Origin of the sequence: uncultured Vibrio sp., assembly GCF_947488985.1 — a bacterium.
GTDB lineage: Bacteria > Pseudomonadota > Gammaproteobacteria > Enterobacterales > Vibrionaceae > Vibrio.
In genome coordinates this window covers 1-25,270 of record NZ_CANLBV010000055.1, presented here as the reverse complement: position 1 = coordinate 25,270, position 25,270 = coordinate 1, and the positions used below count along the sequence as shown (strand labels likewise).

At 45.8% G+C, this 25,270-nt stretch carries 20 protein-coding genes and 1 pseudogene; 16 read left to right on the top strand and 5 right to left on the bottom strand.

What is annotated here, in order from left to right; all coding sequences use genetic code 11:
- The first annotated feature begins 325 nt into the window (after positions 1-325).
- The 3 genes from Q1A70_RS12735 (at position 326) to Q1A70_RS12725 (ending at position 7,560) form a co-directional block, all read left to right on the top strand.
- Positions 326-3,010: a glycosyl hydrolase family 18 protein gene (locus Q1A70_RS12735; RefSeq protein ID WP_299691770.1), complete on the top strand. Its 2,685-nt coding sequence runs from the start codon at positions 326-328 to the stop codon at positions 3,008-3,010.
- Between the two features lie 90 nt (positions 3,011-3,100).
- The gene (locus tag Q1A70_RS12730; RefSeq protein WP_299691768.1) at positions 3,101-6,463 is read left to right on the top strand and encodes an Ig-like domain-containing protein; all 3,363 of its coding nucleotides are present in this window, start codon (positions 3,101-3,103) and stop codon (positions 6,461-6,463) included.
- A gap of 227 nt (positions 6,464-6,690) precedes the next feature.
- Positions 6,691-7,560 (top strand): polysaccharide lyase family 7 protein, encoded by an 870-nt coding sequence (locus Q1A70_RS12725; protein WP_299691766.1) that lies wholly within the window; start codon positions 6,691-6,693, stop codon positions 7,558-7,560.
- A 390-nt stretch (positions 7,561-7,950) separates the two neighbouring features.
- On the opposite strand, the gene Q1A70_RS12720 is transcribed toward Q1A70_RS12725, so the two are convergent.
- Positions 7,951-8,295 (bottom strand): SMR family transporter, encoded by a 345-nt coding sequence (locus tag Q1A70_RS12720; RefSeq protein WP_299691761.1) that lies wholly within the window; start codon positions 8,293-8,295, stop codon positions 7,951-7,953.
- 233 nt (positions 8,296-8,528) lie between these two features.
- Positions 8,529-10,700, bottom strand: a complete 2,172-nt coding sequence (locus Q1A70_RS12715) for a metallophosphoesterase (protein WP_299691759.1) — start codon at positions 10,698-10,700, stop codon at positions 8,529-8,531.
- 503 nt (positions 10,701-11,203) lie between these two features.
- Here Q1A70_RS12715 and Q1A70_RS12710 point away from each other — a divergent pair.
- The 3 genes from Q1A70_RS12710 (at position 11,204) to Q1A70_RS12700 (ending at position 14,005) form a co-directional block, all read left to right on the top strand.
- Complete coding sequence (locus Q1A70_RS12710) at positions 11,204-12,352, top strand: S-(hydroxymethyl)glutathione dehydrogenase/class III alcohol dehydrogenase (RefSeq protein WP_299691757.1); 1,149 nt, start codon at positions 11,204-11,206, stop codon at positions 12,350-12,352.
- A gap of 154 nt (positions 12,353-12,506) precedes the next feature.
- On the top strand, positions 12,507-13,346 hold the full coding sequence (fghA, locus tag Q1A70_RS12705; protein ID WP_299691755.1) for an S-formylglutathione hydrolase: 840 nt from the start codon (positions 12,507-12,509) through the stop codon (positions 13,344-13,346).
- Positions 13,347-13,603: 257 nt separating this feature from the next.
- Entirely contained in the window at positions 13,604-14,005 is a 402-nt protein-coding gene (locus tag Q1A70_RS12700) for a hypothetical protein (RefSeq protein ID WP_299691753.1), read from the top strand.
- A gap of 73 nt (positions 14,006-14,078) precedes the next feature.
- On the opposite strand, the gene Q1A70_RS12695 is transcribed toward Q1A70_RS12700, so the two are convergent.
- A complete protein-coding gene (locus tag Q1A70_RS12695; RefSeq protein WP_299691752.1) occupies positions 14,079-14,924 on the bottom strand; it encodes a LysR family transcriptional regulator in 846 nt (281 codons plus the stop codon).
- A 99-nt stretch (positions 14,925-15,023) separates the two neighbouring features.
- Between Q1A70_RS12695 and Q1A70_RS12690 the strand changes: the two genes are divergently transcribed.
- Positions 15,024-15,671 carry a glutathione S-transferase family protein gene (locus Q1A70_RS12690; protein ID WP_299691750.1) on the top strand — a complete coding sequence of 216 codons (648 nt, stop codon included), beginning with the start codon at positions 15,024-15,026 and terminating at the stop codon, positions 15,669-15,671.
- Between the two features lie 109 nt (positions 15,672-15,780).
- On the opposite strand, the gene Q1A70_RS12685 is transcribed toward Q1A70_RS12690, so the two are convergent.
- Positions 15,781-16,707 (bottom strand): ParB/Srx family N-terminal domain-containing protein, encoded by a 927-nt coding sequence (locus Q1A70_RS12685; protein ID WP_299691748.1) that lies wholly within the window; start codon positions 16,705-16,707, stop codon positions 15,781-15,783.
- Positions 16,708-17,128: 421 nt separating this feature from the next.
- Positions 17,129-17,536 carry a hypothetical protein gene (locus Q1A70_RS12680; RefSeq protein ID WP_299691746.1) on the bottom strand — a complete coding sequence of 136 codons (408 nt, stop codon included), beginning with the start codon at positions 17,534-17,536 and terminating at the stop codon, positions 17,129-17,131.
- Positions 17,537-17,773: 237 nt separating this feature from the next.
- Between Q1A70_RS12680 and Q1A70_RS12675 the strand changes: the two genes are divergently transcribed.
- From Q1A70_RS12675 to Q1A70_RS12635, 9 genes and pseudogenes are all read left to right on the top strand, one after another.
- The gene (locus Q1A70_RS12675) at positions 17,774-18,565 is read left to right on the top strand and encodes a CLCA_X family protein (RefSeq protein WP_299691744.1); all 792 of its coding nucleotides are present in this window, start codon (positions 17,774-17,776) and stop codon (positions 18,563-18,565) included.
- A gap of 90 nt (positions 18,566-18,655) precedes the next feature.
- Complete coding sequence (locus Q1A70_RS12670) at positions 18,656-18,979, top strand: DUF4144 domain-containing protein (protein ID WP_299691742.1); 324 nt, start codon at positions 18,656-18,658, stop codon at positions 18,977-18,979.
- 169 nt (positions 18,980-19,148) lie between these two features.
- Positions 19,149-19,808 carry an HAD family phosphatase gene (locus Q1A70_RS12665; RefSeq protein ID WP_299691740.1) on the top strand — a complete coding sequence of 220 codons (660 nt, stop codon included), beginning with the start codon at positions 19,149-19,151 and terminating at the stop codon, positions 19,806-19,808.
- 174 nt (positions 19,809-19,982) lie between these two features.
- Entirely contained in the window at positions 19,983-20,609 is a 627-nt protein-coding gene (locus Q1A70_RS12660; protein WP_299691733.1) for an HD domain-containing protein, read from the top strand.
- A gap of 43 nt (positions 20,610-20,652) precedes the next feature.
- Entirely contained in the window at positions 20,653-21,150 is a 498-nt protein-coding gene (locus Q1A70_RS12655; protein ID WP_299691730.1) for an N-acetyltransferase, read from the top strand.
- Between the two features lie 120 nt (positions 21,151-21,270).
- A complete protein-coding gene (locus tag Q1A70_RS12650; RefSeq protein WP_299691727.1) occupies positions 21,271-21,957 on the top strand; it encodes a DNA-3-methyladenine glycosylase I in 687 nt (228 codons plus the stop codon).
- Between the two features lie 151 nt (positions 21,958-22,108).
- A complete protein-coding gene (locus Q1A70_RS12645) occupies positions 22,109-22,843 on the top strand; it encodes a GntR family transcriptional regulator (protein ID WP_299691725.1) in 735 nt (244 codons plus the stop codon).
- A 463-nt stretch (positions 22,844-23,306) separates the two neighbouring features.
- Complete coding sequence (xdhA, locus tag Q1A70_RS12640; RefSeq protein ID WP_299691722.1) at positions 23,307-24,752, top strand: xanthine dehydrogenase small subunit; 1,446 nt, start codon at positions 23,307-23,309, stop codon at positions 24,750-24,752.
- Positions 24,745-25,194 (top strand): annotated as a pseudogene (locus Q1A70_RS12635) (xanthine dehydrogenase molybdopterin binding subunit); the annotation flags it as partial. The gene xdhA and the pseudogene Q1A70_RS12635, both read left to right, overlap by 8 nt.
- Between the last annotated feature and the right edge of the window lie 76 nt (positions 25,195-25,270).

Sequence of the window (25,270 nt, the reverse complement as noted above, 5' to 3'; positions counted from 1 at the left end):
GAAGTACACCTAAACCCAGAAAGAGAAGCTGCTTAATAAGTAAGCAAATGATGACAACTACCTTGAAAAACGCCGCACCTATAGCCCTAGCTTAATATTAATAAAATTAATGTGACTCCCGTTCCAATTTTCACTCAAAAGCACATCCATACTAAAATACAAAAAAAACCTTTAAAAACAACAGGTAATAAGATTAAACCATTAGTACATTAAATTTGTGTACGAATTTTCCTACTATGCAATTCACCGGTTACAGAGGATAATCTTGTAAATTCAAGTACAACAAATAAATCCAACTTGAACCTTAACCTCAAGGAATCTATCTATGATGATCAAAAAGCCACTAGCCGTATTAATCGGTGGTCTTTTAGCCAACATCCCTCTAGCCAATGCTCTAAATGCTCCAGGCGCACCCACTATTGGCTGGGGTGATTATAAATATGCCATGGTCGAAGTCTCTCAAACAGCCATAGCCTACTCAGAACTGATTGGCACGCGTAAAGAAGCCGTAGACGTCACCGTTACATGGGATGTTTGGTCTGGCGATCCAGCAACAGAGTCACATATCTATATTGATGGTGAAAAGATCTGGAGCGGTGACGGTACAGCCACAGAAGCAACGTTCCAAATCGCTAAAGGTGGCAAGTACCAAATGTATGTCGAGCTTTGTAATGAAGCGGGCTGTACCCGAAACACTGAGGCAAAAGAAATCATTGTTGCAGATACTGACGGTTCGCACATGGAGCCACTGGAAGCTAAGTTCCTAGAGAACAATAAGCCGTATGACAACACCTCAAACAGCGTGGTTTCAACCTACTTCGTTGAGTGGTCTGACTACGAGCGTAGCTACCCTCTCGATCACGTGCCACACACAAATTTGACCCATCTTATTTATGCCTTTATTCCAATTTGTGGTGGCGAAGGCATCAACGACAGTGTTAAAGAGATCTCGGGGAGTTTTGAAGCCCTGCAACGCGCATGTAAAGGTACACCGGACTTCTCCCTCGCGATTCACGATGCATGGGCTGCCTTACAAATGCCAAAAGAAGGCGCTTCCGATTGGAGTGACCCATACAAAGGCAACTTTGCCCAGATGATGGCAATGAAGCAAGCAAACCCAGATCTCAAGATCGTCCCATCGATTGGTGGCTGGACACTGTCTGACCCATTCTACTTTATGCACGACGATGCAAAACGCCATACTTTCGTTGAATCAGTTCGTGAATTCTTACTGACTTGGAAGTTCTTTGATGGTGTTGATATTGACTGGGAATACCCAGGTGGTGGCGGTGCTCACCCAACTCTAGGCTCACCAGCTGATGGCGAATTATACGTCACATTAATGAAAGAGCTGCGCGAGATGATGGATGAGTTAGAAGCAGAGACAGGCCGTGAATTCGAGCTTTCTTCTGCCGTGCATACCTCATCCGTCAAACTGGGCGTCATCGATTTTAAAGAGGCGCAGCAATACATGGATTACATCTATGTGATGAGCTACGACATGTACGGCGCTTTCGATCTCGAGAACCTTGGTCACCAATCTGGTATTTACCAACCAGAGCATGAGGTACCGAGTGACTTCAACCTTGATGAAGGGGTACAGCACCTGATCAGCACAGGGGTTGATCGCCGTCGCATCATTGCGGGTGTACCAAAGTATGGTCGTGGTTGGACGGGTGTTCACGACTTCACCAATGACAACCCAATGTCTGGCCGTGCAACTGGCGCAATCAAAGGCACATGGGACACAGGTGTGGTCGACTACCGTGATATTCGCAACAACCGCAGCGGTGGCACATGGGAAGAGCGCTGGGACGATGCAGCAAAAGCGTCATATCTATGGAATCCGGTCAGCAAAGAACTGATCACCTTCGACAATGAACGTGCCGTGATGGAGAAAGGTAAATACGTTCAAGCGAACGGTCTTGGTGGCCTAATGTCGTGGGAAATTGATGGCGATAATGGTGATGTGCTTAACGCCATGCATGAATCACTGGGCCATGGCGGTGATCAACCACCAGTAAACAAGCCACCAGTAGCTAATGCAGGTATGGATCAGCAAGTTTATGGCCCACTAGAAGTGCTGCTGGATGGCTCAGCATCACACGATCCTGAAGGTGAGACCATTAGCTACAAATGGTCACAAACAGGTGGTGATCAGGTTGAAATTTTAAACGATGATCAAGCGAAAGCGACCATTTTTGTGCCTGCCGTCGATGTAGATACCAACTACACCTTCTCCCTTCAAGTCCAAGACCCAGAAGGGTTAACTGGCGTCGATTCAACCACAGTGACCAACCTAGCCGAAGAGCCTGAAAACCTGCCGCCAGAAGTCACGCTACCAGCGTCTATCTCTGTCGATTCAGATACGCAATTCTCTATCACTGTACAAGCTAAAGACCCGGAAGGTGAGCCTCTCAGCTACGCATGGGATTACCCAGCAAACTTTACCTTGGTCAGTGGACAAGACAGCAGCCGCGTAACACTTAAAGCACCGAAGACAGAAGTCGACCTGAACGACGTAGTCAGCGTTTTAGTGTCTGACGGGGAGTTGGATACCAGTGCATCGACCCAAGTAACTGTGATAGGCAAAAAAGATACGCCAGAAAATCCGGACAAAGTCACTCCATTTATCCCTGGTGAAACCCAAGTGAGCAACGGCGACATCGTGTCTTACCAAGGTGAATGCTTCATCGCGAAAAATAACCCAGGCGTGTGGGAAACACCAAGTGCCGGTTCATGGTTTTGGGATGTAACGGACTGTGAAGGTGAGAACCCAGGTGAGAACCCAGGTGAGAACCCAGGTGAGAACCCAGGTGAGAACCCAGGTGAGAACCCAGGCGAGAACCCAGGCAATGTGACCCCATTTATTCCTGGTGAAACCAAAGTAAGCAACGGTGACATGGTTTCTTACGGTGGTGAGTGTTTCATTGCAAAGAACAACCCGGGCGTTTGGGAAACACCAACCGCATCAAGCTGGTTCTGGACGGCTTCAAACTGTCCTGAATAACACTTAAAAAAAAAAGGAAAGCTAGGTTCTAGCATCGTTTAGAACCTAGCGTCATCCTAAATATTTAGTACAAAATAATATAGGGCATATATGCGCAAAATAAATTTAATAGCTGCAGCAATCGCAAGTGCTATTTTTAGTGGGCAGTTGTACGCTGAGACCACCCCTTTTGTTCCCGGTGAAACAAAAGTAGGTAACGGCGATATCGTCTCTTTCAACGGTGAGTGTTTCATTGCCAAAAATAACCCAGGCGTATGGGAAACACCAAGTGCCGGTTCATGGTTTTGGGATGTAACGAACTGTGATGACAATGGTGAGAACCCAGGTGAGAACCCAGGTGAGAACCCAGGTGAGAACCCAGGTGAGAACCCAGGTGAGAACCCAGGCGAGAACCCAGGCGAGAACCCAGGCAATGTGACCCCGTTTATCCCTGGTGAAACCAAAGTAAGCAACGGTGACATGGTTTCTTATGGTGGTGAGTGTTTCATTGCCAAAAATAACCCAGGCGTATGGGAAACACCAAGTGCAAGTTCATGGTTCTGGGATCTAACAGAATGCCCAGATGATGGTGGGGCGCCTATTGACCCTATCGAGCCAGCATTAACTGTTATTTCTCCTAGTAATGGTCAACTCATCCAAATGGATAAGCAGACCACTATTGTCGCTGAAGTGGAAGGCGACGAAAGTGCAAAAGTCGAGTTTTGGATTAATAACGCAAAATTGGCTGAGCAACAAGTTAACCCTAGTGAAAGGCTCTACTCACAAACTTGGACACCAAGCGAAATAGGTAATGTAAGTATTAACATTATCGTGTTGGATAAAAATGGCCAATCATTAATTGAGCAATCCGTAGCCGTAACTGTCGATGAAGAGCAAGGTTCAATCGCACCAGAGGTTCGATTTAATACACCTCAACCGGGTTCAGTATTTGAAAAGGATGAAGTAGTCTCCATTTCTGTTCAAGCAACCGATAAAGACGATGATCTATCAAGTATTGTTATTAAAGCAAACAACCAGCAAGTGTGTGATTTTGATGCTACCACTACTGACCTGTTTGCTTGTGATTGGCAAGCAACTCAAGCAGGCAACATTATACTTGAGTCTATCGCTACCAATTCACAGAACCTTTCTTCCCGAGCAACCGTGCAAATTACCGTCAACGACGCGGTTGAACCACCACCAGTAACTCCACCAGGTGAACTTTGTGAAGACTTTAATGTCTACCCAGATTGGACACAGGATGGTTTCGCGAACCAAGGCGATATCATGGTCAACGATAACATCGCTTATGAAGCCAAATACTGGACAAAGTCTGTACCAGGAAGCGATGACGCTTGGGTGCACCACCTAAACTGTGACGGTTCTGATCCGGGCACCGCTCCCGTACTTTCACTGCCAAATCCAATGGATCCGGTCAGATTGGAAGTGCACGGTTGGCCAAACCATTTTGTTGCTGCAAGCCCTTCTTCTCAAGCCCCTGCAACACAACAGTTCGATACGCTCAACAGTGATGAACTGGCAGACAATAGTCAATTAACCCGTGCTTTCGTCGCACTGATTGAAGCATCCGAGCAAGCTGATAGCTCAAGCCTGATTCTCAACAGTGATGTGCTTGATCTTGCTGCGGCTAACGAGATTGCATTGACTCAATCAATCGCGGTTAAACAGACCTTAATTGCCGCGATAGACGCAACCGGTGCTGCCATTGACCTAGATGACGTCAATGCGCTAACGGATGATGTAAAAGGCTGGGCTCAAGCTCAAAACCTTATCATCTCAACACTGGCACCCAATGCTGCTTTTGGTTGGACGTTGAGTATTGGTGATTTTGCTTACGATACCCACTCTGGCCGTCGTTCTGTATGGGATGCAGCATCAAGTGCAACCGCAGATTTACTGAGCAAACTTGAACTGTACAAAGCAGGCTCAGGTACAGAGGCAAGCTTTGTTGCGTTTACTAAATCAAGTCAAACGAATGCACTGTCTGACGATCAGTGGCACAATGCTTTAGAGTATGTCAAACAAGTTACTGATTATGTTAAGACACCGGCTTTGATGTCTGATATTCCAACAGCACAAGCCGCAAGCTACTTCATGGGCGACACTATTGGTCAAAGCCATATCCGTAAGGCAGCTTACAGCAATGTCTTCGCCGTATTGTTTGATACTGATAGCTCAGACTTAACAGCGAAGATCGCTCGTTACCAAAATGCTACGGTACCACTTTACTACGACGGTGAAGATGTCAACGACGGACCATTAACGGTGATCGACTCACTAAACCGTGAACTGGCTGCCGCTGAAACTGTGATGGACAACGAGGCCTTCCTTTTCGAAACACCTTCGTCTACTTGGATCCCATCGACGGTTTACAAATGGGCTGATTTCTTAGATGGCCTAAACGCGATGCACAACGTGGGTGTCGCGGGCAACAAGTTCTGGCTGCTTGATGAAAATGAGGACGATGCTACCAACACGATTTATGCCAAAGTTGCGATTGCAGCCTTCCTTGCTCAAAGTATGCAAGAAACCATTCGTTACAACGCCTGTGACGAAAACAACTGGTCTGAAACACGCTGGGGTGCACCTACTGATTACCCAATGTCAGCAAGTTGTGGTCAGCTGGGGCAACAATACGCAGACTATGGTGTAAACCCTATCTCAGGCTTGGACCACGCATACTCTTGTCCTCGTGACGACAAAATGGAAGTAAGTGCATTAACTCACTCTCAATGGTATGGCGCTCCGGCTCCGGTATTCGCCGCACCCGACTCAGTACTTGCTGAGCAAGGTCTATTAGTCAATGGTGCAGTAGGACGCTGGTCAAACAATGGCCACTGTAATGATGTTCCAGAAGCGATTGATACCTCGAAGCAAGTTTGGGAACGTGACGAATGTAAAGTCTACGAAGGCCAGAAGGCTGGTGGATGGATATGGGATGGCAGCAGCCAAGAAAGCGTTCAAGGCTGTGGCTGGTGGGGCCGTGGGGTAATCCAAACCACAGGTCGTCAAAACTTCGGTACGCTTAACCACTACATGGGCCGCTCACACGTAGACCCAGATACCATCGGAACAACGGTAGATGGTGTCGTAGTAGAAGCGCCACCTGAAAACCCACTGTATGCCGATTTAGACTTCTGTTCGAACCCTGGGTTGATCTGTAGCTCAGAAGAAAACAAAGAAATCAAATGGATTGCTGGCCTATTCTACTGGGTAACCTCTGTACAGGCCTTCCCAGATGATTCAGGTCGATACCCATGGAACTACCATGAAGAGCTGAAAAAGTATGTCGATGGTGGCCTAAAAGGCAATCAATTTATCGATGATGTGTCAGGTATCGTTAACCGTGGCTGTCCTGATCTAACCTGTGACACTGGTGATGTACATAACGTTGAAGAGCGTCGTGCTAACTTTAAACTAGTGTTAGAAAAGCTCGGTCTTAATCCGCAATAATCTTAACGGGCTATCATACTAGTCAGCTATCAAAGATAAGCAGTAATCAGAGATAAGTATCTCACTCAACAATCCTAGTCAGTCCTCGCTGGCTAGGATTTTTTATCGTTACTATAAAATATAACCAAACCCTAAAATGTAACCAAATGTTCGAATGTGACGACTATTGAGTTATTATAAGACAAATATGACTATGCTTTATAAAAAACAAAAAGGCATAATCCAATATGAACATCCCTCACTCAATAACAAAAACAACACTACTTATTAGCGCTTTGCTCTCAGGTTCAGCCGTTGCATCATTAAACATGCACGATGCGTCTGAGAATCGTGGTATCCCTGCTGATTACGCTCAATTTGAGTCCATTTTGTCTCAATCAAAACTGCAAATCTCTGAGCCGCACGGCAAAAAGGGCAATCAAATCCAAGTTGCCGAAGACAGCAACTTTGCGGGTATTGTGAATCAATATTTCTACGTCGATAAAGAAACAGAAAATTTCGTATTCAAAATGTTTGGCGATCATCGCCGCGCAGAGCTTCGTGTACATGAAAACTTCAAAACCGACGATGCTAATACCTTCCACCGCCTCACAGCTAAGTTTGAGCCTGTAAATCCAGAATTGTCGATGAAAGACTCTCAAATCACGCAAAATGAGATCACCTATCTACAAGCACACAACAAAGGCGTCAAAGCCGACGGCACCGATGGTATTCCGCACCCGCTACTACGCGTAGTATGGAAACAAGATGCGAAAGGTGTTAAAGGTCACTACTGGGCAATCATCAAAGATAACGCTTTGGTCTGTAAAGGTGATCGTGGTGCCGAGAACATTGGTAAGCCAGCTTGTGCTCCAGAAAATGCGTACAAACACTATGACCTAGGCAAAGCCGTTGTAGGCCAACAAGTCGAGTTTGACATCATTATGGGCAACAACACCCTGGCGATTAATGTCGATGGTGAACAGCAAGTTGACCACAATATTGATTACTGGAGCCACTTACTAAGCTACTACAAAGCGGGGGTTTACAATCAATTCTCAGACGGTGAAAGCCACGCTGAATTCTCTAAAATTGAGTACGTTGTCGAGTCAAAATAAAGGCCTTCGACCACTGAATCATCGCTGATTTAGCCCGTTGATTAAAGCTGTCTAAGCTCGGTTCACTTTTCCAAGTGAACCGAGTTTTTTATATTTAAACGAGGTGTTGTTAATAACGGCATACCGCCCTCTTGAGGCTTTAATGGTTTCCACCCTACCGGGAGCCAAACAAGCCTCAATTTTCCTTTCTACTTTCTACTTTCTACTTTCTACTTTCTACTTTCTACTATTATCGCCCACTGATAGCCTGGCTTGGCAAATAATCAGCAATCAAAAATAACGAAACAAGAATAAGCAAACCATTCACGCAGACATCGGCTACGAATGTATTCGCTGTTAAATATTAGGTATTAAAGGTCAGGCTTAACAGCAAGCTGACCCGTCTTTGCTTTAATGGCTGACCGACGTTGAAAACAAGTTGATTATCACGACACCAGATAAGATCAAAGCAATGCCAATCACGGCATAGATATCCAACTTCTGCCCGTAAACCAGCCAAGACAGCGCCGCAACCAACACAATCCCTGCCCCACACCAAACGGCATAAGCCACGCCCAAAGATATGGTTTGCACCGTAAGAGACAACAGATAAAAAGCGCAGCCATAACCCACCAATACCGCGACCGTTGTCGGCAGGTGCGTGAACTGCTGCGTTTTGGGTAATAAAGAAGTGGCGACAACTTCAAGCACAATAGCCAGTGAGAGCATCACAGGAGGCGGAAGAGATAAAAGCATGTTTGAGTCCACAAGGTAAAATATGGTGCTCAGGATAGGGCAATTTTATGTCGAGTTCATGCGTTTTTCAGTAAGTAATTATTATGAAATGCCTTAAAAAACCTTAACGGCGATTTAGGATTGAACTTTTACAATAAAAACACTAAAAGATACCATCGAAACGTAAAAAGAGCCCTATAACACAAGGTTAGTCGGGCCCTTTGCCAATTAAAGAATCGAGCGCTCTCGCGCGTTTAGTTTGCTGACGTTGAGCCTTTTAGGATATCGCGCTTCACCTCGCCTTTCAGGTCGATCAACGTTTGTTGGTCGATATCAATCAAGAAGTGGTCGCTCGCTTGGCCTGTAGCAAATTTTTCTAAGATCACAAACAAGCTGCCAAAGCGAGAGCGGAACACCTCACCCACAGTATATTGACCAAGATCACCCAGCTCAGAATCAACCGTGCCATCAAACTCAGAAAGCTCTCGACTTAGTAGCTCATATTGGCGTAATTGCGTTTCACCAATATCACGGAATGCCAGTTCGTCTGCATTACGTAGTCGATAAAAATCGGTCGCGAGCAACTCACCGTTCCACTCAGCAAAATCGGCTAGCTCAAATCCCTCGAGGGAGGCGAGTTTCTCAGCGACCGCTTTCGCCGTTAGCCAATCTTGTTGAAATTGATCGTAATCATCAGTGCCATTTAAGGTACAAGTGCCCACATCATAGTCCAATTCATCGGCTAATTGGCACACGGTAAAGTTAGTTGAGAGCTGAGACATGATCATCATATCCTCGCCATTCATGTTCATTAGCATTTCACGCATCTCTATCGGCCAGTCATCCGGTAAGAAACGCAGGCGTGTCAGTTCACGAATATGCCAATCGGTCAGTTCGTAATAGCTCTCGGCATCCAGAATGTCTCTATTCCAGATCTTAGCCTGTGCTTCCGGATCGCCGATTGCGGCTTGGGTAAGGTAGTCATGCTCTTCTTCATAGTGACTAAACAGCTCGTTGTAACGTGCCACTTGGTCTACCACAATTGTCTCCACTTCAATCTGGTTGTCTGGAAGAATATTCAATAGCTTATAGGCCGGAACATAACCAGCTAGCGATGGTGCTTGGATATTGAACAAGGTGTGCTGAACGCCATCGATATTGAAAGTCTTCTTACCGGTGTCATTAAAATGCATATGACCACCAACGTGAATATTCAAACCCGTTGCCGCCAGAGCACGGCTGGTATTGTCATCCGGTTCACGTGAAAGTTGGTGACTGCCTTCCCCAAAGAGATCTTCAATGTCTTCAGAGGCTCCGTTGTAGAAATCGGTCATTGGGAAGTGAGAGAAAGAAACCAGTGTTTTGTTCTGCTCTTTCGCCGCTTTCACAACATCTGAGATCCAATCAATCACGTGCTGTTTATGAGTCAGCATCATGTTGTAGCCAGCGCTACTTGAACCATCAAATGTGTTTCCGTCTACCGAGTTATCCGATGAGTCTTGCTTAGGCCGATAAACATTGGCATCGATCGCTAACAGCCAAAGTCCTTTAACGGGTTCAACTAAGTAGCTGCTATCTGGTACTTCAGAACAGCTCGTGTAGCCACTTTCTTTGTAACTGCCGCCTGTTCCTTCATAACAGATCTCATACATACGCTGATCAAACGCGGCTTCTTCTGTCGCTAATTCGTAGCTGTAGTTTGTGCGGGCTTGCGCACTACTGTAAGGGGTTTCAAAGTAAAGGTTGTCTTGCTGAGGGTAGAAACCATGAGTACCAAGAATGCTCATGATCTCTTGATAGCCCCACTGGCTCAGCTCTTCAGTACATATCGTATCTAAGTTGTCGCCTTCGCCAGGAATGATTGTCCACTCCTCATCGTAGCCAACACACTCGCCTTTACCACGACTAAAAATTCGCTGCTCTTTCCCCCCCTCACCTAAGAAATCGGATTTGCCTGCGGGAATCGTAAATGGACGCACGGGATCATGATTGCCTGGTGCAGCAAAGAACTCAAGCCCGTAAGTATCTCGGTAGTGGTCAAAAATGCTCACTAAACCACGCATATGAATCGGCTGTCCGTCATCGCTAAAGTCACCGGGCAACGCAACGAACTTCACGCCACGCTCAACCACATCATCCAGCGCCGCTATCATCGCAAAGTAGTTTTCATTAAATAAGCGGGTAGAGTTCATTTGAGACTGCATCGTTCTTATGGTTGCATTTTTGCCACTGATAGCATTCGGCAAACCAGCAAATGAACCATCTTGGAAATTACCGTAAACGTCGTGGAAATGAATATCGGGCATAAATGCCACTTGCACCTCTAGCTCTAAATTCCCACGGTCATCACTGGATGAATTTGAGTTACACCCCACTAAGGTGGCCGCTATCAAGCCAGAAAGTACGCTCAAGGTACTGGTTTTCATTTTCTCTTCCCCAAAAATTACAACTTAATATTTGGATAGGAGCTTAGATGAGGAGTATGACAAAATTATTTCCAATATCTTACAAAACACCGTACGTCGAACATTTATGCAACATTGCTTCAATCCTTATATTTCATGCACTTAATTTAGATAGCCAATAGAAATGACTGAACATTACTTATCGCATATACCTATATAATCCATCTAAGATTGGTAAACAGCAGTATTCATGATGTGTTTTAGTTATTTCTTACGATAGTGCCGTATCTAAAAGGCGTCTATTTTTATCAAGTATTGTCACCACTAAGTGGCTGGCACTGATACACCTAACTATTACTTATATGTAATAATCATTTTCAAATTTATGGGATTATCAAAAGATAAAGTGGCCTTTATACTCGCTGCAACAAAACGAGAAAGCGCAAGTAAATAAGCTCAACTATGATTAGGTTGAACGTAATTGCACCGTTATCCGTTGTACTGACAGAGATAGGAAGCATCCAATGACAATCGAAATTAAACCCGGTCAAACGCACATCAAATCAAAAGCCATGGTCGCTTGGAAAGCGGGTGAGCCTCTAAAACGTGAAACTGTTGACGTTGAACTGCCAAAAGCAGGTGAAGTTCTTGTTCGTATCGTAGCGACTGGTGTTTGTCACACTGACGCATTCACACTGTCAGGTGACGATCCAGAAGGTATCTTCCCTTCTATTCTTGGTCACGAAGGTGGCGGTATTGTTGAGATGATCGGCGAAGGCGTCACCAGCGTTGAAGTGGGCGATCACGTTATCCCTCTTTACACTGCAGAGTGTGGTGAATGTAAGTTCTGTAAATCGGGAAAAACAAACCTATGCCAAGCGGTTCGTGAAACGCAAGGTAAAGGCCTAATGCCAGACGGTACAAGCCGCTTCTCTATCAATGGTGAGACAATCTTCCACTACATGGGTTGTTCTACTTTCTCTGAGTACACAGTACTTCCAGAAATTTCACTAGCGAAAGTAAGCAAAGAAGCACCGCTTGAAGAAGTTTGTCTTCTAGGTTGTGGTGTGACTACAGGTATGGGCGCAGTACTCAACACAGCTAAAGTTGAAAAAGGCGACAACGTTGCTGTATTCGGTCTAGGTGGTATCGGTCTTTCTGCCATCATTGGTGCTCGCATGGCTGGTGCGAACCGCATCATTGGTGTTGATATCAACGAGAGCAAATTCGAGCTAGCGAAACAGCTTGGCGCGACAGACTGCATCAACCCAATGAACTTCGACAAGCCAATCCAAGACGTTATCGTTGAGATGACAGACGGTGGTGTTGAGTACTCTTTCGAGTGTATCGGTAACGTAAACGTGATGCGTCAAGCACTTGAGTGCTGTCACAAAGGCTGGGGCGAATCGGTGATCATCGGCGTGGCAGGTGCAGGTCAAGAGATCGCAACTCGTCCGTTCCAACTCGTGACAGGCCGTGTATGGCGCGGCTCTGCTTTCGGTGGTGTTAAAGGCCGCTCTGAGCTTCCAGAAATCGTAAACCGTTACATGGCGGGTGAGTTTGGTCTTCAAGAGTTCATCACTCACACAATGAGCCTTGATGAAGTAAACGACGCATTCGACCTAATGCACAAAGGTGAATCTATTCGTACTGTTCTACACATGGATAGATAATTCCTTGGTCTCGATACTTAGGTGTCGAGACCACAGTTCTGACTTAAACATCAGAGCGAAACTGCCTTCACCACCTCCTGCCCGGTAGGTGGTGAAACTTTAAGTGATATAGACCAATTTACTCCCAAACCATCAACCTAACGGAGCACAATAGATGACAATCGAAAACATTAGCCAAGCAAAGGTTGCTGGTGGTTGGCACAAACAATACACCCACTTTTCTGCAACGCTTGACTGCAACATGCGTTTCGCGATTTTCTTGCCACCTAACGCAAGCAAAGAAAACCCAGTTCCGGTTTTGTATTGGTTATCAGGCTTAACCTGTACCGATGAAAACTTCATGCAAAAAGCCGGCGCATTCAAAGCCGCGGCGGAGCTAGGCATTGCCATTGTTGCCCCAGATACGAGCCCACGGGGTGAGTGCGTAGCGGATGATGAAAACTACGATTTAGGCCAAGGGGCAGGCTTCTATCTCAATGCGACTCAAGCCCCATGGAACCGCCATTACCATATGTACGATTACGTAGCGGCAGAGCTTCCGGCACTGATCGAATCCTTCTTCCCAGTGACCTCTATCAAATCAATTTCTGGTCACAGCATGGGCGGACACGGTGCACTTACGATTGGCATTAAAAACCCAAATAGCTACCGTGCTATCTCAGCATTCAGCCCCATCACCAACCCAATGCAGTGCCCTTGGGGACAAAAAGCTTTCAGCCAATACCTAGGCTTAAATATTGAAGAGTGGAAACAGTACGACGCCTGTGAGCTACTAAGAGCCAATGGCACCGAACTGCCTATTTTGGTTGACCAAGGCGAAGCCGACAACTTCCTGATTGAACAGCTCAAGCCGGAACAATTAGTCGAAGCCGCTAAAATAGCCAACGCGGATCTAGAGCTACGTATGCAGCCTGGTTACGACCACAGCTACTACTTTATCTCTACCTTCATTGATGAACATATTAAGTTTCACGCCACCTACCTCAATAAGTAGTCACATCGATATCACCTTTGCCCGTGTCAGCATGCTATCTAGGGGCAAAGGTGCGCGCTTTTTAACAAGTCATACGCCCAACTTTGTGGGATCATTTCATTCTTGGCTACGCTTGAAAATGATATGAACAGTAAGTCAATCCATTTAAACTTGCTAACAGACTGCCAATACCTTCATAGAGCCTTACTCATACGATCGGTCAATCAAACCTGCTACCATAGCGACTTTAATCCCCCCCCCCTATTTTGAAGGTTGTTATGAAAGCAATTAAGACGCTTTTTTTGCTAATGGTTTTGGCTTGTGGTCTGTTCACGGCTTGGTTGTTTATTCCAATTCCCGCGACAATGGATAAGCAAACACTCGATGTACCTTTAACAGAGCCATTTAAGCTAGTGGCGTATCGCAGTAACCCGAATGATGCGAGTAAGCCATTTACCTACCACTACTACGTCATTTCAGATGTCGTAAGTATTGATGATATGGACCCGTTTTTGATCACCACAGACCAATTTGTCAGGCTTGGCGAATTCGATGAAAACACGTTCAACCTAACGGTAAACGGTAAGATTGAAAGCTACACAAACGATTTGTGGATCAAAAAATCCGATGGCAAGCTGCAGCACTGGTACGTGAGTATCAATGCTAACTATATTCGCTAGAATGCTAGGGGTTCGCCCTAGGTATCCGTTAAAAGATTTGCTGGATGTCAGAAGCGAATTGGACGTTAGAAGGTTAATTTAATTCAATCAATTGATTGAGGAGCTCTTTATCTAACACAGGATGAGGCTGACTCGCGAGAAGCAGTACAATATCCACCGAGGGTAATGGCGGCATACCATCCAGTATTTTCAAATCTGGCGTCACGCTGAGCTTGCCCATTGCACCAATGGCTAACCCCGCTTTCACGATTGCACGTTGCGCCGAAGCGGTATTGCTGCACGCCAGTAACTGATAAGGCGTGCCCAGCTTGGTTAAACCATCCACGGCTGCCGCATGATACTTACAATCGGTTTGAAACAGAGCTAATGGTACAGGTTTAGAGCCATCAAACACATAATCAGAGCTGCTGATCCAAACGCCCACATCATGAGTGAGCCAGTATCCCTCTTCACTGTTGGGCGCTCGGGTGACAATCGCCGCATCAAGCCTGCCATCATCTAGCCATTCTCTGAGGGTAAAACTTGGCAGACTGAATACTTGGATAGAACACGTAGGTTCTGCTTGCTGCAACAGGCGAATCACTTTCGGTAAAATGGTGTCGTTGTAATCTTCAGGGCAACCCAACCTCAGTGGCTGTTTGTCTTCATAACGCTTGACTTGCTTAAGCGCAGTATTGTGGAGCGCGACCAACTGATCCGCATGAGAACGCAGCGCTAATCCCGCCTCAGTCAAAACTAAGTTACGACCTTCTTTCTGAAAAAGAGTAACGTTGAGCTCTTCTTCCAGCTTACGCATCTGGGCACTGAATGCCGATTGAGTGCGATTAATCTGTTTCGCAGCACGCGTGAAACTGCTTGTTTCCACGAACGCGAGAAAGCCTCGCAAAGCATCAATATCCATATTGAAGTCACCACCCATCGTTTTTATTAATGTCTGCCATCAAAATTATCCGTTAGTGCGTCGCAATACAATCCTTTAAGCTCAAATACATACCCACCAAAATGCAAGGAAGCATCTATGCAGCTTTATATCGCAAACCAAAACTACTCAACTTGGTCACTTCGTGCATGGCTCATATTCGACCATTACAACCTCGACGCAGACATTACCAAGCTCAAGCTGTTCACCTCAGACTTTTATGACACGTTAGCGAAAGTGACACCAACAGCCAAAGTCCCGACCCTAGTTGATGGTGATGTTGCGGTGTGGGATTCACTCGCTATTCTTGAATACGTTAACGATGCCTATCTGGACGGTGCTGCATGGCCAACTTGTGTCGCAGAACGCGCTCTCGCCCGAGCAATCTCTGCAGAAATGCACTCTGGTTTTTTCAATATCAGAAATGAGTTACCAATGAATTGCCGAGCCAAAAGAAAGCTCACACTGAGTGATGGCGCACTAAAAGACATCGCTCGCATTGACGTAATATGGTCAGCGCAAATGGCACAATACCCAGAAGGCTGGCTATTTGGTGAATGGTCGATTGCCGATGCGATGTTTGCACCAGTGGCGCTGCGCGTAGAAACCTACGGCATCCAGCTTTCGGATAAAGCCAAGCAGTATCAACAACGTGTGCTTAACAGCCCATCGATACAAAAATGGCTCGCGGAGGCAAGCTTAGAGACCGATATCGTTGAAGAAGATGAAGCGGGCGAGCCGATATAAACCGTTAGGAGGCCCATGATTGATAACAATAGAGATGAATAATAGGGCTCCAGCCTGTTTATAACCTAGGTTGTAGGTTGGAGCCTTATAGAATAGAGGAGAATAGCGGTTACTGATTCACTTTGTAATCAAGCATGTAGGTGACTTTACCTGTCTTACGGAACAGCTTATCCAAGCCTTTTTGTCCAAACTTATCAAACTGGCCCATCTCTTTTACTGACTTGCCTGACTCACCGACGTTGTCAGTATCCATCGCAAGAAGGTACTGACTCACGCTGGTGATCGCATTGCGATATCCCTCGGCAGTCATCAAGTCAAAGTTCGCGACATCAATGCCTTTACGAACTTCTTTAGACCAATAGAACTCTAAAAAAGGAATGGGTGACTTAGGCTTATCCCAACCGACATCACGAGAGAAATACATCATAGAGCGATATTGGTCATTCTCGAAATGATCAAGACCCAGTGTCGCTGGCAGTTGTGTATGTGACATCGCTGTGCCTTCACTGTCGTACAACCAAGTGTTGCCGTCTGCCACCATCGCCTGCCAGAACTTATCCATAGACGGCAAGTTACGATAGTCATTATCGACAACCACACTGACATTAAAGTCGTCACCGCCCTCTGGCATATGCCAAAACACATTAAACGTATGGTGGCCATCCGTTAGGTAATATTGTCCGTTAGGGGCGACCACGATTGTCTTCATATCTTTGATGCGTTCGCCAACCTCTTCTTTACACTCAAATGAGCTTGGTTTTTTTGGATCCGATTGCTCATCAAAATGGGCCAAACCTTTCTGACCATTCGCTTCACAAATCTCATCAAACATTTTCTTGGTGTCGTTTTGATAACGACCTAGCTTATAGTAAACCTGATCATACCCGACTGATGGCTGTGTTGGATGTACGTCACTTAAAGAGACACTGATAACATCACCCAGAGCAACACTGGCAACTTTTTTTTGAGAAAGATCAGATGCGTTGGTAATGCTGGTCACGAGCAGAAGTGCTGAAGATAAGCCTATTTTTTTCATTTTTTGATTAGCCATTGAATTATATTGAGCTGCAATTTAAACCCAACTTATGACAATTTAATGTCACTTTTCTTAACACTCTATAAAAACAAACACCGACGTAAGAATTACATATAAATTGAAGAGTTGAATTATCTAAACAAATCGTTAGGATTAAATAAAATTTACGAGTCAAATCACAGTTATTGTTAGTTAGGCTACAAACTTACCCAGCCGTAATCATATTTCTAAATTTATTTAATTGCGTTGTTCAATACAAAAAAACACGATTTGGCATCAATAATTACTATTAAAATTCAAAATATAGCATTTCAACAATAATCATTAATGACATTATATAAATCAGAGCAGTTGCATTAAATACGGTGACTGGCGCTGTCAGATCGTGTCTGAGTCAGTACATTTTATCTTATGGACAGGATTACTTTCTTTTACCCAGCTCCACCAGCTTTTCGTTCCATGCGGCATTACCGTCGCGCTTCGTGACATCGTACTCAGCACAGAACTGAGATATGGTCATGTTGTTGTCACCCGTCGCTAACTTTAGTGCTAGCTGAACTTGCTGGAGCTTACTTTGCAGACGCAAAATCTGACCCGCATTGGGGCTTTTCTCTTTGGCATATTTCAAAGCGGCATGTTTACGCTCTGCGGCTCCTGCCCGGCGATCCGCTTCTGCCAAAAGATATTTCAGCTGAGCCACACTCTTGCCCTTCTTAAAGGCAGGATCAAGCAGCTCAACACATTCATCAAACGACGGCGTTATAACGTAGGGATCAACTTTGTTCGCTTGTTGGCGCATCCACTCTAGTGCGAGTTTTTCATCTGACATAATCGAATCTTTACCAAAGAAATAGCCGTATATGGTATCGCTCAATAGCAAACCGCTGCAATAAGAAATTGATTGTTTGGGCTATCGATAAATTAATTTCGACGCAACGCCCCCCGTTACCCGTAAAAAAGTACACTCATCGACGCGACCAACTGCTGCTGAAAAGATACCCCTAGTGTATATACACTAGCCTAAACAACGTATCATTCCACATTACATCCGTTTCCAAGGAACCTTTTGAAGTTAACTCACTTTAAATACAAGACGCGTAAAGGCCCTGACTACCGACATGGTGAGCAGGTGTCGTTTATGGACATCAAGCAGACCTTCGGTATGGGCAGCATTCGTGTTGGTGCTTGGGTCAACCAAGACGAGAAAGATCTGGCGGCGAATCTAATCTTCGATTCATTAGCCGACTTAGCTTACATCTTAGCTCTACCACCAGAAGCGATTGGCTTGCGCGGCACATTAGGCCTCGCCTTCGGCAGTGGTGGTCAAAAGGGCGTACAAGCACACTACGCACCTAACCAACGCGAGTTAGCCCTTGCTAAAAATGCAGGCGCAGGTGCCTTAGCTCATGAATTTTGGCATGCGTTTGACCATTACATTGCCGAGAAGGTGTTTGAGATTGGCGATACCTCCGGCCCTCGTAGGCAAATTTTGTTCGCCAGTGATTGTTGGCTTCACGATAGAAAGGTTAGAGCGCACCCATTAAACGAGCGCTTGCTGTCTCTGTTTGACGTCACACTGCTCAGCGACAATCTCCGAGATAAACACGATTATGTCGCTCGTAGCGTTATTGCCGACCAGGCGATGCCTGCCCGTTACTTCTCACTACCAACAGAGATGATGGCGCGTGCCTTTGAAGCGGCGATAGAGTCCTGTTCCGATATCAAGAACGCTTATCTGGTCGCTGGCACAACCAAATCAGATATGTACCCCGTGTACCCTGATATGACGCATCGAGAGCAAATATATCAAGCCCTGCAAGGTTACTTCGCGCCGCTAGGCCGATCTTTAAGTAAATAGCGTTTTGATCAGCGAGGACAATAGATGATCCAATATTCAAAACTGTTTATAGTCGACACACGCTTCAACCTACATGATTGAGAGGCAGTAATGATCCGTTGGCCATCTTTAATAAAACTCAACGGCGATGATGAGCTGATTTACGTCGCATCCGAGCAAGAATTTCAAGCAGAATGCTCAGAGATTATCTTGGGCGAAGATGATCATCTCATTGATTCAGAAGGACGTTGTTACTCACTTCAATCAAGCTCAAATCAGCTGGTTCTATCAAAAAGAGAGCAGCTGTATTCGGTTGAAAACATCACTCAACTGATTCGAAATCACGAGTTTAAAAAAGCGCAAACATGCCTAATCAAAATCCACTTTCTCAGCATCGAACAGGCGATTCAGTCACTGGCTTATCAGCCAGATTAGGTTGCACTTGTCTTTTATTAATTTTGCATCTTTGCAAACAGGCTCGCAGCGCTTTCGTCATATCGTGAAATACATTTGCTCAGAATTTTGCCAAGCTCTCACTCGCCTATCCCCAGACACTATGTCAAAATACTCGCCCTAAAGAAACAACACATAAAGAGCCCCAGATATGAATTTTCAAGCTGCTATTTTTGATATGGATGGGCTGCTGCTCGACACCGAACGACTTTGTATGCAGATTTTTGAAGAGGCATGTCACGCACAAAGTGTTCCTTTTTTGCGCGATGTCTACCTAGGCATCATTGGCTGTAATGCCAAAACCATCGAACAGATCTTTAGAAATGGCTACGGCGAAAGCTTAGATTACCCAGCACTTGATAACGAGTGGCGCACCCGCTATACGGCGATTGTTAAGAACCAAGCGATCCCTGTAAAAGACGGCGTGATTGAGCTTCTTGAATGGCTCAAATCAAACGACATTCCAATCGCGGTGGCGACCTCGACTCAGCTTGATATTGCGAAAAAGAAGCTTGAGTTGGCTGGCCTAGATTCTTACTTCACCTCGTTAAGCACAGGCTGCGAAGTAACTCACGGTAAGCCTCATCCAGAGATCTACCTGCTAGCGGCAGAACGCCTCGGTGTTGCACCTGAAACCTGCCTAGCGTTTGAAGATTCAAACAACGGTATTCGCGCGTCGATGGCAGCCAACATGATCAGCTTCCAAATCCCTGATTTAGTAGAGCCATGTGACGAAGTAAAAGCGCTTGGGCACACCATCAGCCCTTCCCTGCATGATGTGCTAGCCCAGCTCCAACAAGCCGCTGCTTAAGCGCTAACTTTTGCAAGCAAAGTTCGATATATAGCCGACTCAGTGAGTCGGTTTTTTTGTTACCATTCCTTTATAAAAGATAAAAACTCGCGCTTGAAACTGTTAAAGTCGATTTGAAATATATGCTCAGTAATCAGCAAGATTGCTAACATCTACATATGGAGAAAGAGATGCGTGAAGGAAAAGTTTGAAGACCAACTGCTTGATTTTGCACAGCGAGAAATGACACAAGATCCAGCGCACGACATTAGCCACATTAAGCGCGTTGTTAAAACCGCCAAGGCTTTGTGTGTTCCAGAACAGGCTAAGCTTGAAGTCGTTCTGCCTGCCGCTTACTTTCATGATTGCTTCACCTTCCCGAAAAACCACCCGGACAGAGCCCAAAGCTCGCAAATGGCAGCAGACAAGGCGATTTCTTTCCTCAAATCTATCGAGTATCCCGCGTCCTATTTGGATGAGATCCATCATGCTATTGTCACGCACAGCTACAGTGCCAACATCACGCCACAAACCTTGGAAGCTCAGATCGTCCAAGATGCGGATCGACTAGATTCTCTCGGTGCGATTGGCATTGCTCGCTGCCTGTATGTGGGTCAGAGCTTTAACGCAGAACTCTATAACCACCAAGACCCGTTTGCGAAGCAACGTGACTTGGATGACAAGCATTACAGTGTCGACCACTTTTACGTGAAGCTGTTTAAGCTCGCTGAAACCATGAATACAGAATCCGCCAAGTTAGAAGCCAGCAAGCGCACCGACTACATGCGTGGCTTTCTTGAGCAGTTGAGTACGGAAGTTTAACGGTTTAGAATAAAGAGACACGCGATAAGGAAGAGACAAGGATATGAAAATAAACCGCTTTAAAACCTCCGATGCCGACGAGATCGTCACTTGGTTCACATCACTCGAAGACTACGTACTATGGGGCGGGCGAACATTGGGTTGGCCGTTAGAGGCAGCCTCCATCATAGAGAGATCTCAAGAACCACATGTCGAGCTTTACACATTCTCCACGCCTAGCATTAACTCGAATGCCAATGACTTGCTCGGTTTTATGGAGTTTCAACGTATGTCAGACAATGAACTGCGCTTCTGTCGCGTCGCGATTCACCCAAACCAACGAAGTAAAGGGCTTGGGCAATCCATGATAGAAAGTGCATTGGAAGCCGCGAAGCAAATCCCTGATGTTACCACCATCAGCTTGGCGGTCTTTCAGCAGAATATCGGAGCAAAACGTTGCTACGACAAAGCAGGATTTCAAGTGGTCGACAAAGAGCCAAAGTTCAAAGAGTTCAATGGCAACACCTGGCCTCTATATCAAATGGAATTAAAGCTCAGCTAGCATGCTTTACTCGGCTCGATTGTTTTGAACAACAGACTGGTTTTAATTGTCAGATTCAACCCCATATCATTAAGCATTGGCTACACACTCAAGATACACAGATGCAATTTGGAACCTTCAATGACCCAAGAAAAATTCGACACCATTTACCAACGTGCGGCTCACCGTAAAGGCGGAGAGGCCGAACTCGAAAAGATTGTCCGTGCGCCCCTTTCACAAGCCGAGTTATCACAAATCACTGATGACCGTTGGCTGGCCGCTTTTACCGAAAAGGTATTCCAGTGTGGTATTTCGTGGAATGTGGTGAGAAAGAAGTGGCCACAATTTGAAGAAGTATTCTTTGAGTTTGATATTGAAAAGATGCTGATGCTGCCCAATGAGATGTGGGAACAGAAAGCGCAAGACCCGCGCATTATTCGCCACCTTACCAAAGTAATGACTATTCCTGCCAACGCCATGATGATCCACAATGCCAAGCGTGAAGCGGATTCCTTCTCACAAATGGTTGCCGACTGGCCATCAGAGCGCATTACCGAGCTGTGGGATTACCTCAAAAAACACGGCAAGCGTTTGGGTGGCAACACCGGAGCCTACACCTTGCGCCAAATGGGTAAAGATACCTTCCTATTGTCTTCAGATGTTGAAGCCCACCTGCGCAGCACCGATGTGATTGACAGCGGGCGTAATACCAAGCGAGCACAACTGGCGGCCAGCAAAGCCTTCAATGAATGGCAGCAACAGTCAGGACGTAGCCTCTGCGAGATCAGCCAGATCGTCGCCTACAGCTGCGGTGATAACCGTTTATAAATGTTGAGATAAACGTTTATAAAATACCGAGATAACCGCGTTTCGCACTTTCGTCCTGTGGCATTGTATGGATAAATGTATACAATATAAAGTGACACCCATGAAGCATTCTCGACCAAGCTAACTCGACTAAACAAGGGGCCTTATCTCTATGACAGCTCTCAAAAATTCTGTCTCAAAAGGTGTAAAAACAAAAGTAACAGGCCAAACTCAAGACGATGTTGTTTACTGCCATATCTTCGACGCGATCCTAGAACAAAGGCTACCACCAGCCACCAAATTAAGCGAAGAAGCACTCGCCGAGATCTTTGGCGTGAGCCGTACTATTATTCGTCGTGCCTTGCTGCGTCTCTCGTTAGAACAAGTTGTGGTGATCCGCCCTAACCGAGGCGCAGTGATTGCAGCCCCTACCGTTGATGAAGCGAAACAGATCTTTAAAGCGCGTGAGGTAATGGAGCTAGCTATCACTGAACTTGCGGTAAAGAACGCAACCAAAGCTCAAATCGAAGAGTGTCGAAAACTGGTCGTAAAGGAGAACAGCGCCTTCGAGCAAGGTGATTATGGTTCGGGCCTACGTTTATCTGGTGAGTTTCACATCAAACTGGCGGAAATGGCAGAAAACGCACCGTTGCTGGCCTTTCAGCGCAGCTTGGTATCACAGACATCACTGCTGATTGCCCAGTATGAGACAGGCAACCACTCAAATTGCTCTCTCGACGAGCATGATGGTTTATTGGATGCGATTGAGTCTGGTGATGAAGAGCATGCTCTTGACCTAATGCGCGAGCACTTAAGCCACATCCGCTCTAAGCTCAACCTAGACAGCAACACCGCATCAAGTGATCTACACGTGGTGTTCTCTGAACTGCTCAAAAACAAGTCATAATCATACCTTTGATTTAGCAGCACAAGCAGCACAACAAATCGTTAACACAACAAGAGAAATGAGCCACTTACGCTTATTTCTCTTTTTTTACCCAGCGATAGCTCCTTGCACCAAACCACAGCATATTGCACCAAAATAACACGAACATCCTTCATTTGTTGATTATCTCCGCTTTAATGTCGCTATCTTGTCAGCCATCACATTGACGCCCGCCAATAACAAACTCCATTTCATTTTGTACACATCGGCATAAACACAACCTTTACAACACAACCAACAAGCCAATAAATCACCTACAAAACAAACAATTAAAACCAAAATAAAATTGCACACAATCAATAACACGCCCAAATTGTTAAGCCCTTGTAAATAAATAGTTGACCAAGGGGTCAAGGTGAATGATTATTGAGCTATAGGTCAAAGAAAATACGCATCAAAATATGGCGTGATACAAGGAGATCTCTTGATTACTTTTTTACTCAATCAGGAAATAACACGTGAAGACAATCTGTCACCGAACATGACAGTGCTCAACTACCTTCGTACCAAAATAAATAAGACAGGTACTAAAGAAGGTTGTGGCTCGGGTGACTGCGGCGCATGTACGGTGGTTCTGGGTGAACTAGTGAATGGACAACTGCAATATCGCTCAGTGAACTCTTGTCTTACTTTCGTTACAGCGCTGCATGGCAAGCAATTGATCACAGTCGAAGATCTGCAAAACCGAGATCGTTCTTTGCACCCAGTGCAGAAAGCGGTGGTCGATTTTCACGGTTCACAGTGTGGTTACTGCACGCCGGGCTTCATCATGTCGATGTTCGCGCTTGGTAAGAACAAGCACGACGCGAGCAAAGAAGACGTCATGGAGTCACTGGCGGGTAACCTATGCCGTTGTACTGGCTACCGCCCGATTGTTGATGCTGCGATGTCGCTTTCAACAGACCAACCTTTGATTGACCAATTTACCATCCTCGAACGCAACACCATCGAAAAGCTCGAAAGCATTCAAGATTCCGAAGCCAACTTGCGTCTTGGTCACCTCACCGCTTTTTCCCCGAAAAGCACCGATGAGCTGGCTAAGCTTTTTAAAGCGCACCCCAACGCCAAACTGGTGGCTGGCGGCACAGATTTAGCACTGGAAGTGACACAATTCCATCGCGAGATTGAAACACTGATCAGCGTAAACCTTGTTGAAGACATGAAGGTGTGTGAAGAGACCGACACCGATTTAATCATTGGTGCCAACCTGCCTATCAGCGATTGTTACGCACTACTGAAAAAGCACTACCCAGATTTTGGTGAGCTACTGCACCGCTTTGCTTCCCTGCAAGTACGTAACCAAGGCACCATTGGCGGTAATGTTGCCAATGCTTCACCTATCGGTGACACCCCTCCTCTACTGATTGCCCTTAACGCGAAGATCAAACTTCGTTGCGGTGATGAGTCACGCACCATGCCGATTGAAGATTACTTCATCAGTTACAAGGTAACAGCACAGAAAGAGAGTGAATTCATTGAGCAGATCATCATTCCTAAGCCAGCTAACGACAGCTTCCGAGCTTACAAACTGTCTAAACGTTTAGACGATGACATCTCTGCAGTGTGTGGCGCATTTGATATTCAGATCGAAGATGGCAAGGTTTCTTACGCTCGTATCGCCTTTGGTGGTATGGCTGCAACGCCTAAGCGCGCGGCGCGTTGTGAAAAGACGTTATTAGGCAGCCCTTGGAGTGACGCTACAATTAAGTTAGCGATGCAGGAATTGTATAACGACTTTGAGCCGCTATCCGATTTCCGTGCCAGCCAAGAGTACCGTTCATTGTCGGCAGCCAACATGCTGCGTCGTTACTTCATTGAACAGCAGAACAAACACAACCAAATCGAAACAAGGGTAACGTCTTATGTCTAAATCAAACTCCTCTGATCACAAGAGCAAGGCGATGACGCACGAAGAGATGGTTACCATTGCCAAGCAAGACCTAAAAACAGGCGTAGGTAAAAGTGTTAAACACGACAGCGCAGCCAAGCAAGTCACGGGCGAAGCGGTATACATTGATGATCGCTTGGAATTCCCAAATCAGTTGCACGTTTACGCACGCCTGAGCACGCAAGCGCACGCGAACATCACCAAGATAGATTTATCACCGTGTTACGAATTCGCAGGCGTGGCGATTGCCATTCAAGCCAAAGACGTGCCGGGAGAGCTGGATATCGGCGCGATCCTTCCGGGCGATCCACTGCTTGCTGATGGCAAAGTAGAATACTACGGCCAACCTGTGATTGCGGTGGCAGCTAACGATTTAGAAACGGCACGCAAAGCGGCACATGCAGCCATTATTGAATACGAAGAGGGTTTTGTTGCTTAATTCAGATAGAAGACATGCCTGGTCCATAGTTGCCTAATTCTTAAACAATGCACTGAGTTTC

Bases quoted from the DNA above. Each gene is read 5' to 3' on its own strand.
- Q1A70_RS12735 (WP_299691770.1), top strand. From the start codon at position 326: ATGATGATCAAAAAGCCACTAGCCGTATTAATCGGTGGTCTTTTAGCC.
- Q1A70_RS12730 (WP_299691768.1), top strand. From the start codon at position 3,101: ATGCGCAAAATAAATTTAATAGCTGCAGCAATCGCAAGTGCTATTTTT.
- Q1A70_RS12725 (WP_299691766.1), top strand. From the start codon at position 6,691: ATGAACATCCCTCACTCAATAACAAAAACAACACTACTTATTAGCGCT.
- Q1A70_RS12720 (WP_299691761.1), bottom strand. From the start codon at position 8,295: ATGCTTTTATCTCTTCCGCCTCCTGTGATGCTCTCACTGGCTATTGTG.
- Q1A70_RS12715 (WP_299691759.1), bottom strand. From the start codon at position 10,700: ATGAAAACCAGTACCTTGAGCGTACTTTCTGGCTTGATAGCGGCCACC.
- Q1A70_RS12710 (WP_299691757.1), top strand. From the start codon at position 11,204: ATGACAATCGAAATTAAACCCGGTCAAACGCACATCAAATCAAAAGCC.
- fghA (WP_299691755.1), top strand. From the start codon at position 12,507: ATGACAATCGAAAACATTAGCCAAGCAAAGGTTGCTGGTGGTTGGCAC.
- Q1A70_RS12700 (WP_299691753.1), top strand. From the start codon at position 13,604: ATGAAAGCAATTAAGACGCTTTTTTTGCTAATGGTTTTGGCTTGTGGT.
- Q1A70_RS12695 (WP_299691752.1), bottom strand. From the start codon at position 14,924: ATGGGTGGTGACTTCAATATGGATATTGATGCTTTGCGAGGCTTTCTC.
- Q1A70_RS12690 (WP_299691750.1), top strand. From the start codon at position 15,024: ATGCAGCTTTATATCGCAAACCAAAACTACTCAACTTGGTCACTTCGT.
- Q1A70_RS12685 (WP_299691748.1), bottom strand. From the start codon at position 16,707: ATGAAAAAAATAGGCTTATCTTCAGCACTTCTGCTCGTGACCAGCATT.
- Q1A70_RS12680 (WP_299691746.1), bottom strand. From the start codon at position 17,536: ATGTCAGATGAAAAACTCGCACTAGAGTGGATGCGCCAACAAGCGAAC.
- Q1A70_RS12670 (WP_299691742.1), top strand. From the start codon at position 18,656: ATGATCCGTTGGCCATCTTTAATAAAACTCAACGGCGATGATGAGCTG.
- Q1A70_RS12665 (WP_299691740.1), top strand. From the start codon at position 19,149: ATGAATTTTCAAGCTGCTATTTTTGATATGGATGGGCTGCTGCTCGAC.
- Q1A70_RS12655 (WP_299691730.1), top strand. From the start codon at position 20,653: ATGAAAATAAACCGCTTTAAAACCTCCGATGCCGACGAGATCGTCACT.
- Q1A70_RS12650 (WP_299691727.1), top strand. From the start codon at position 21,271: ATGACCCAAGAAAAATTCGACACCATTTACCAACGTGCGGCTCACCGT.
- Q1A70_RS12645 (WP_299691725.1), top strand. From the start codon at position 22,109: ATGACAGCTCTCAAAAATTCTGTCTCAAAAGGTGTAAAAACAAAAGTA.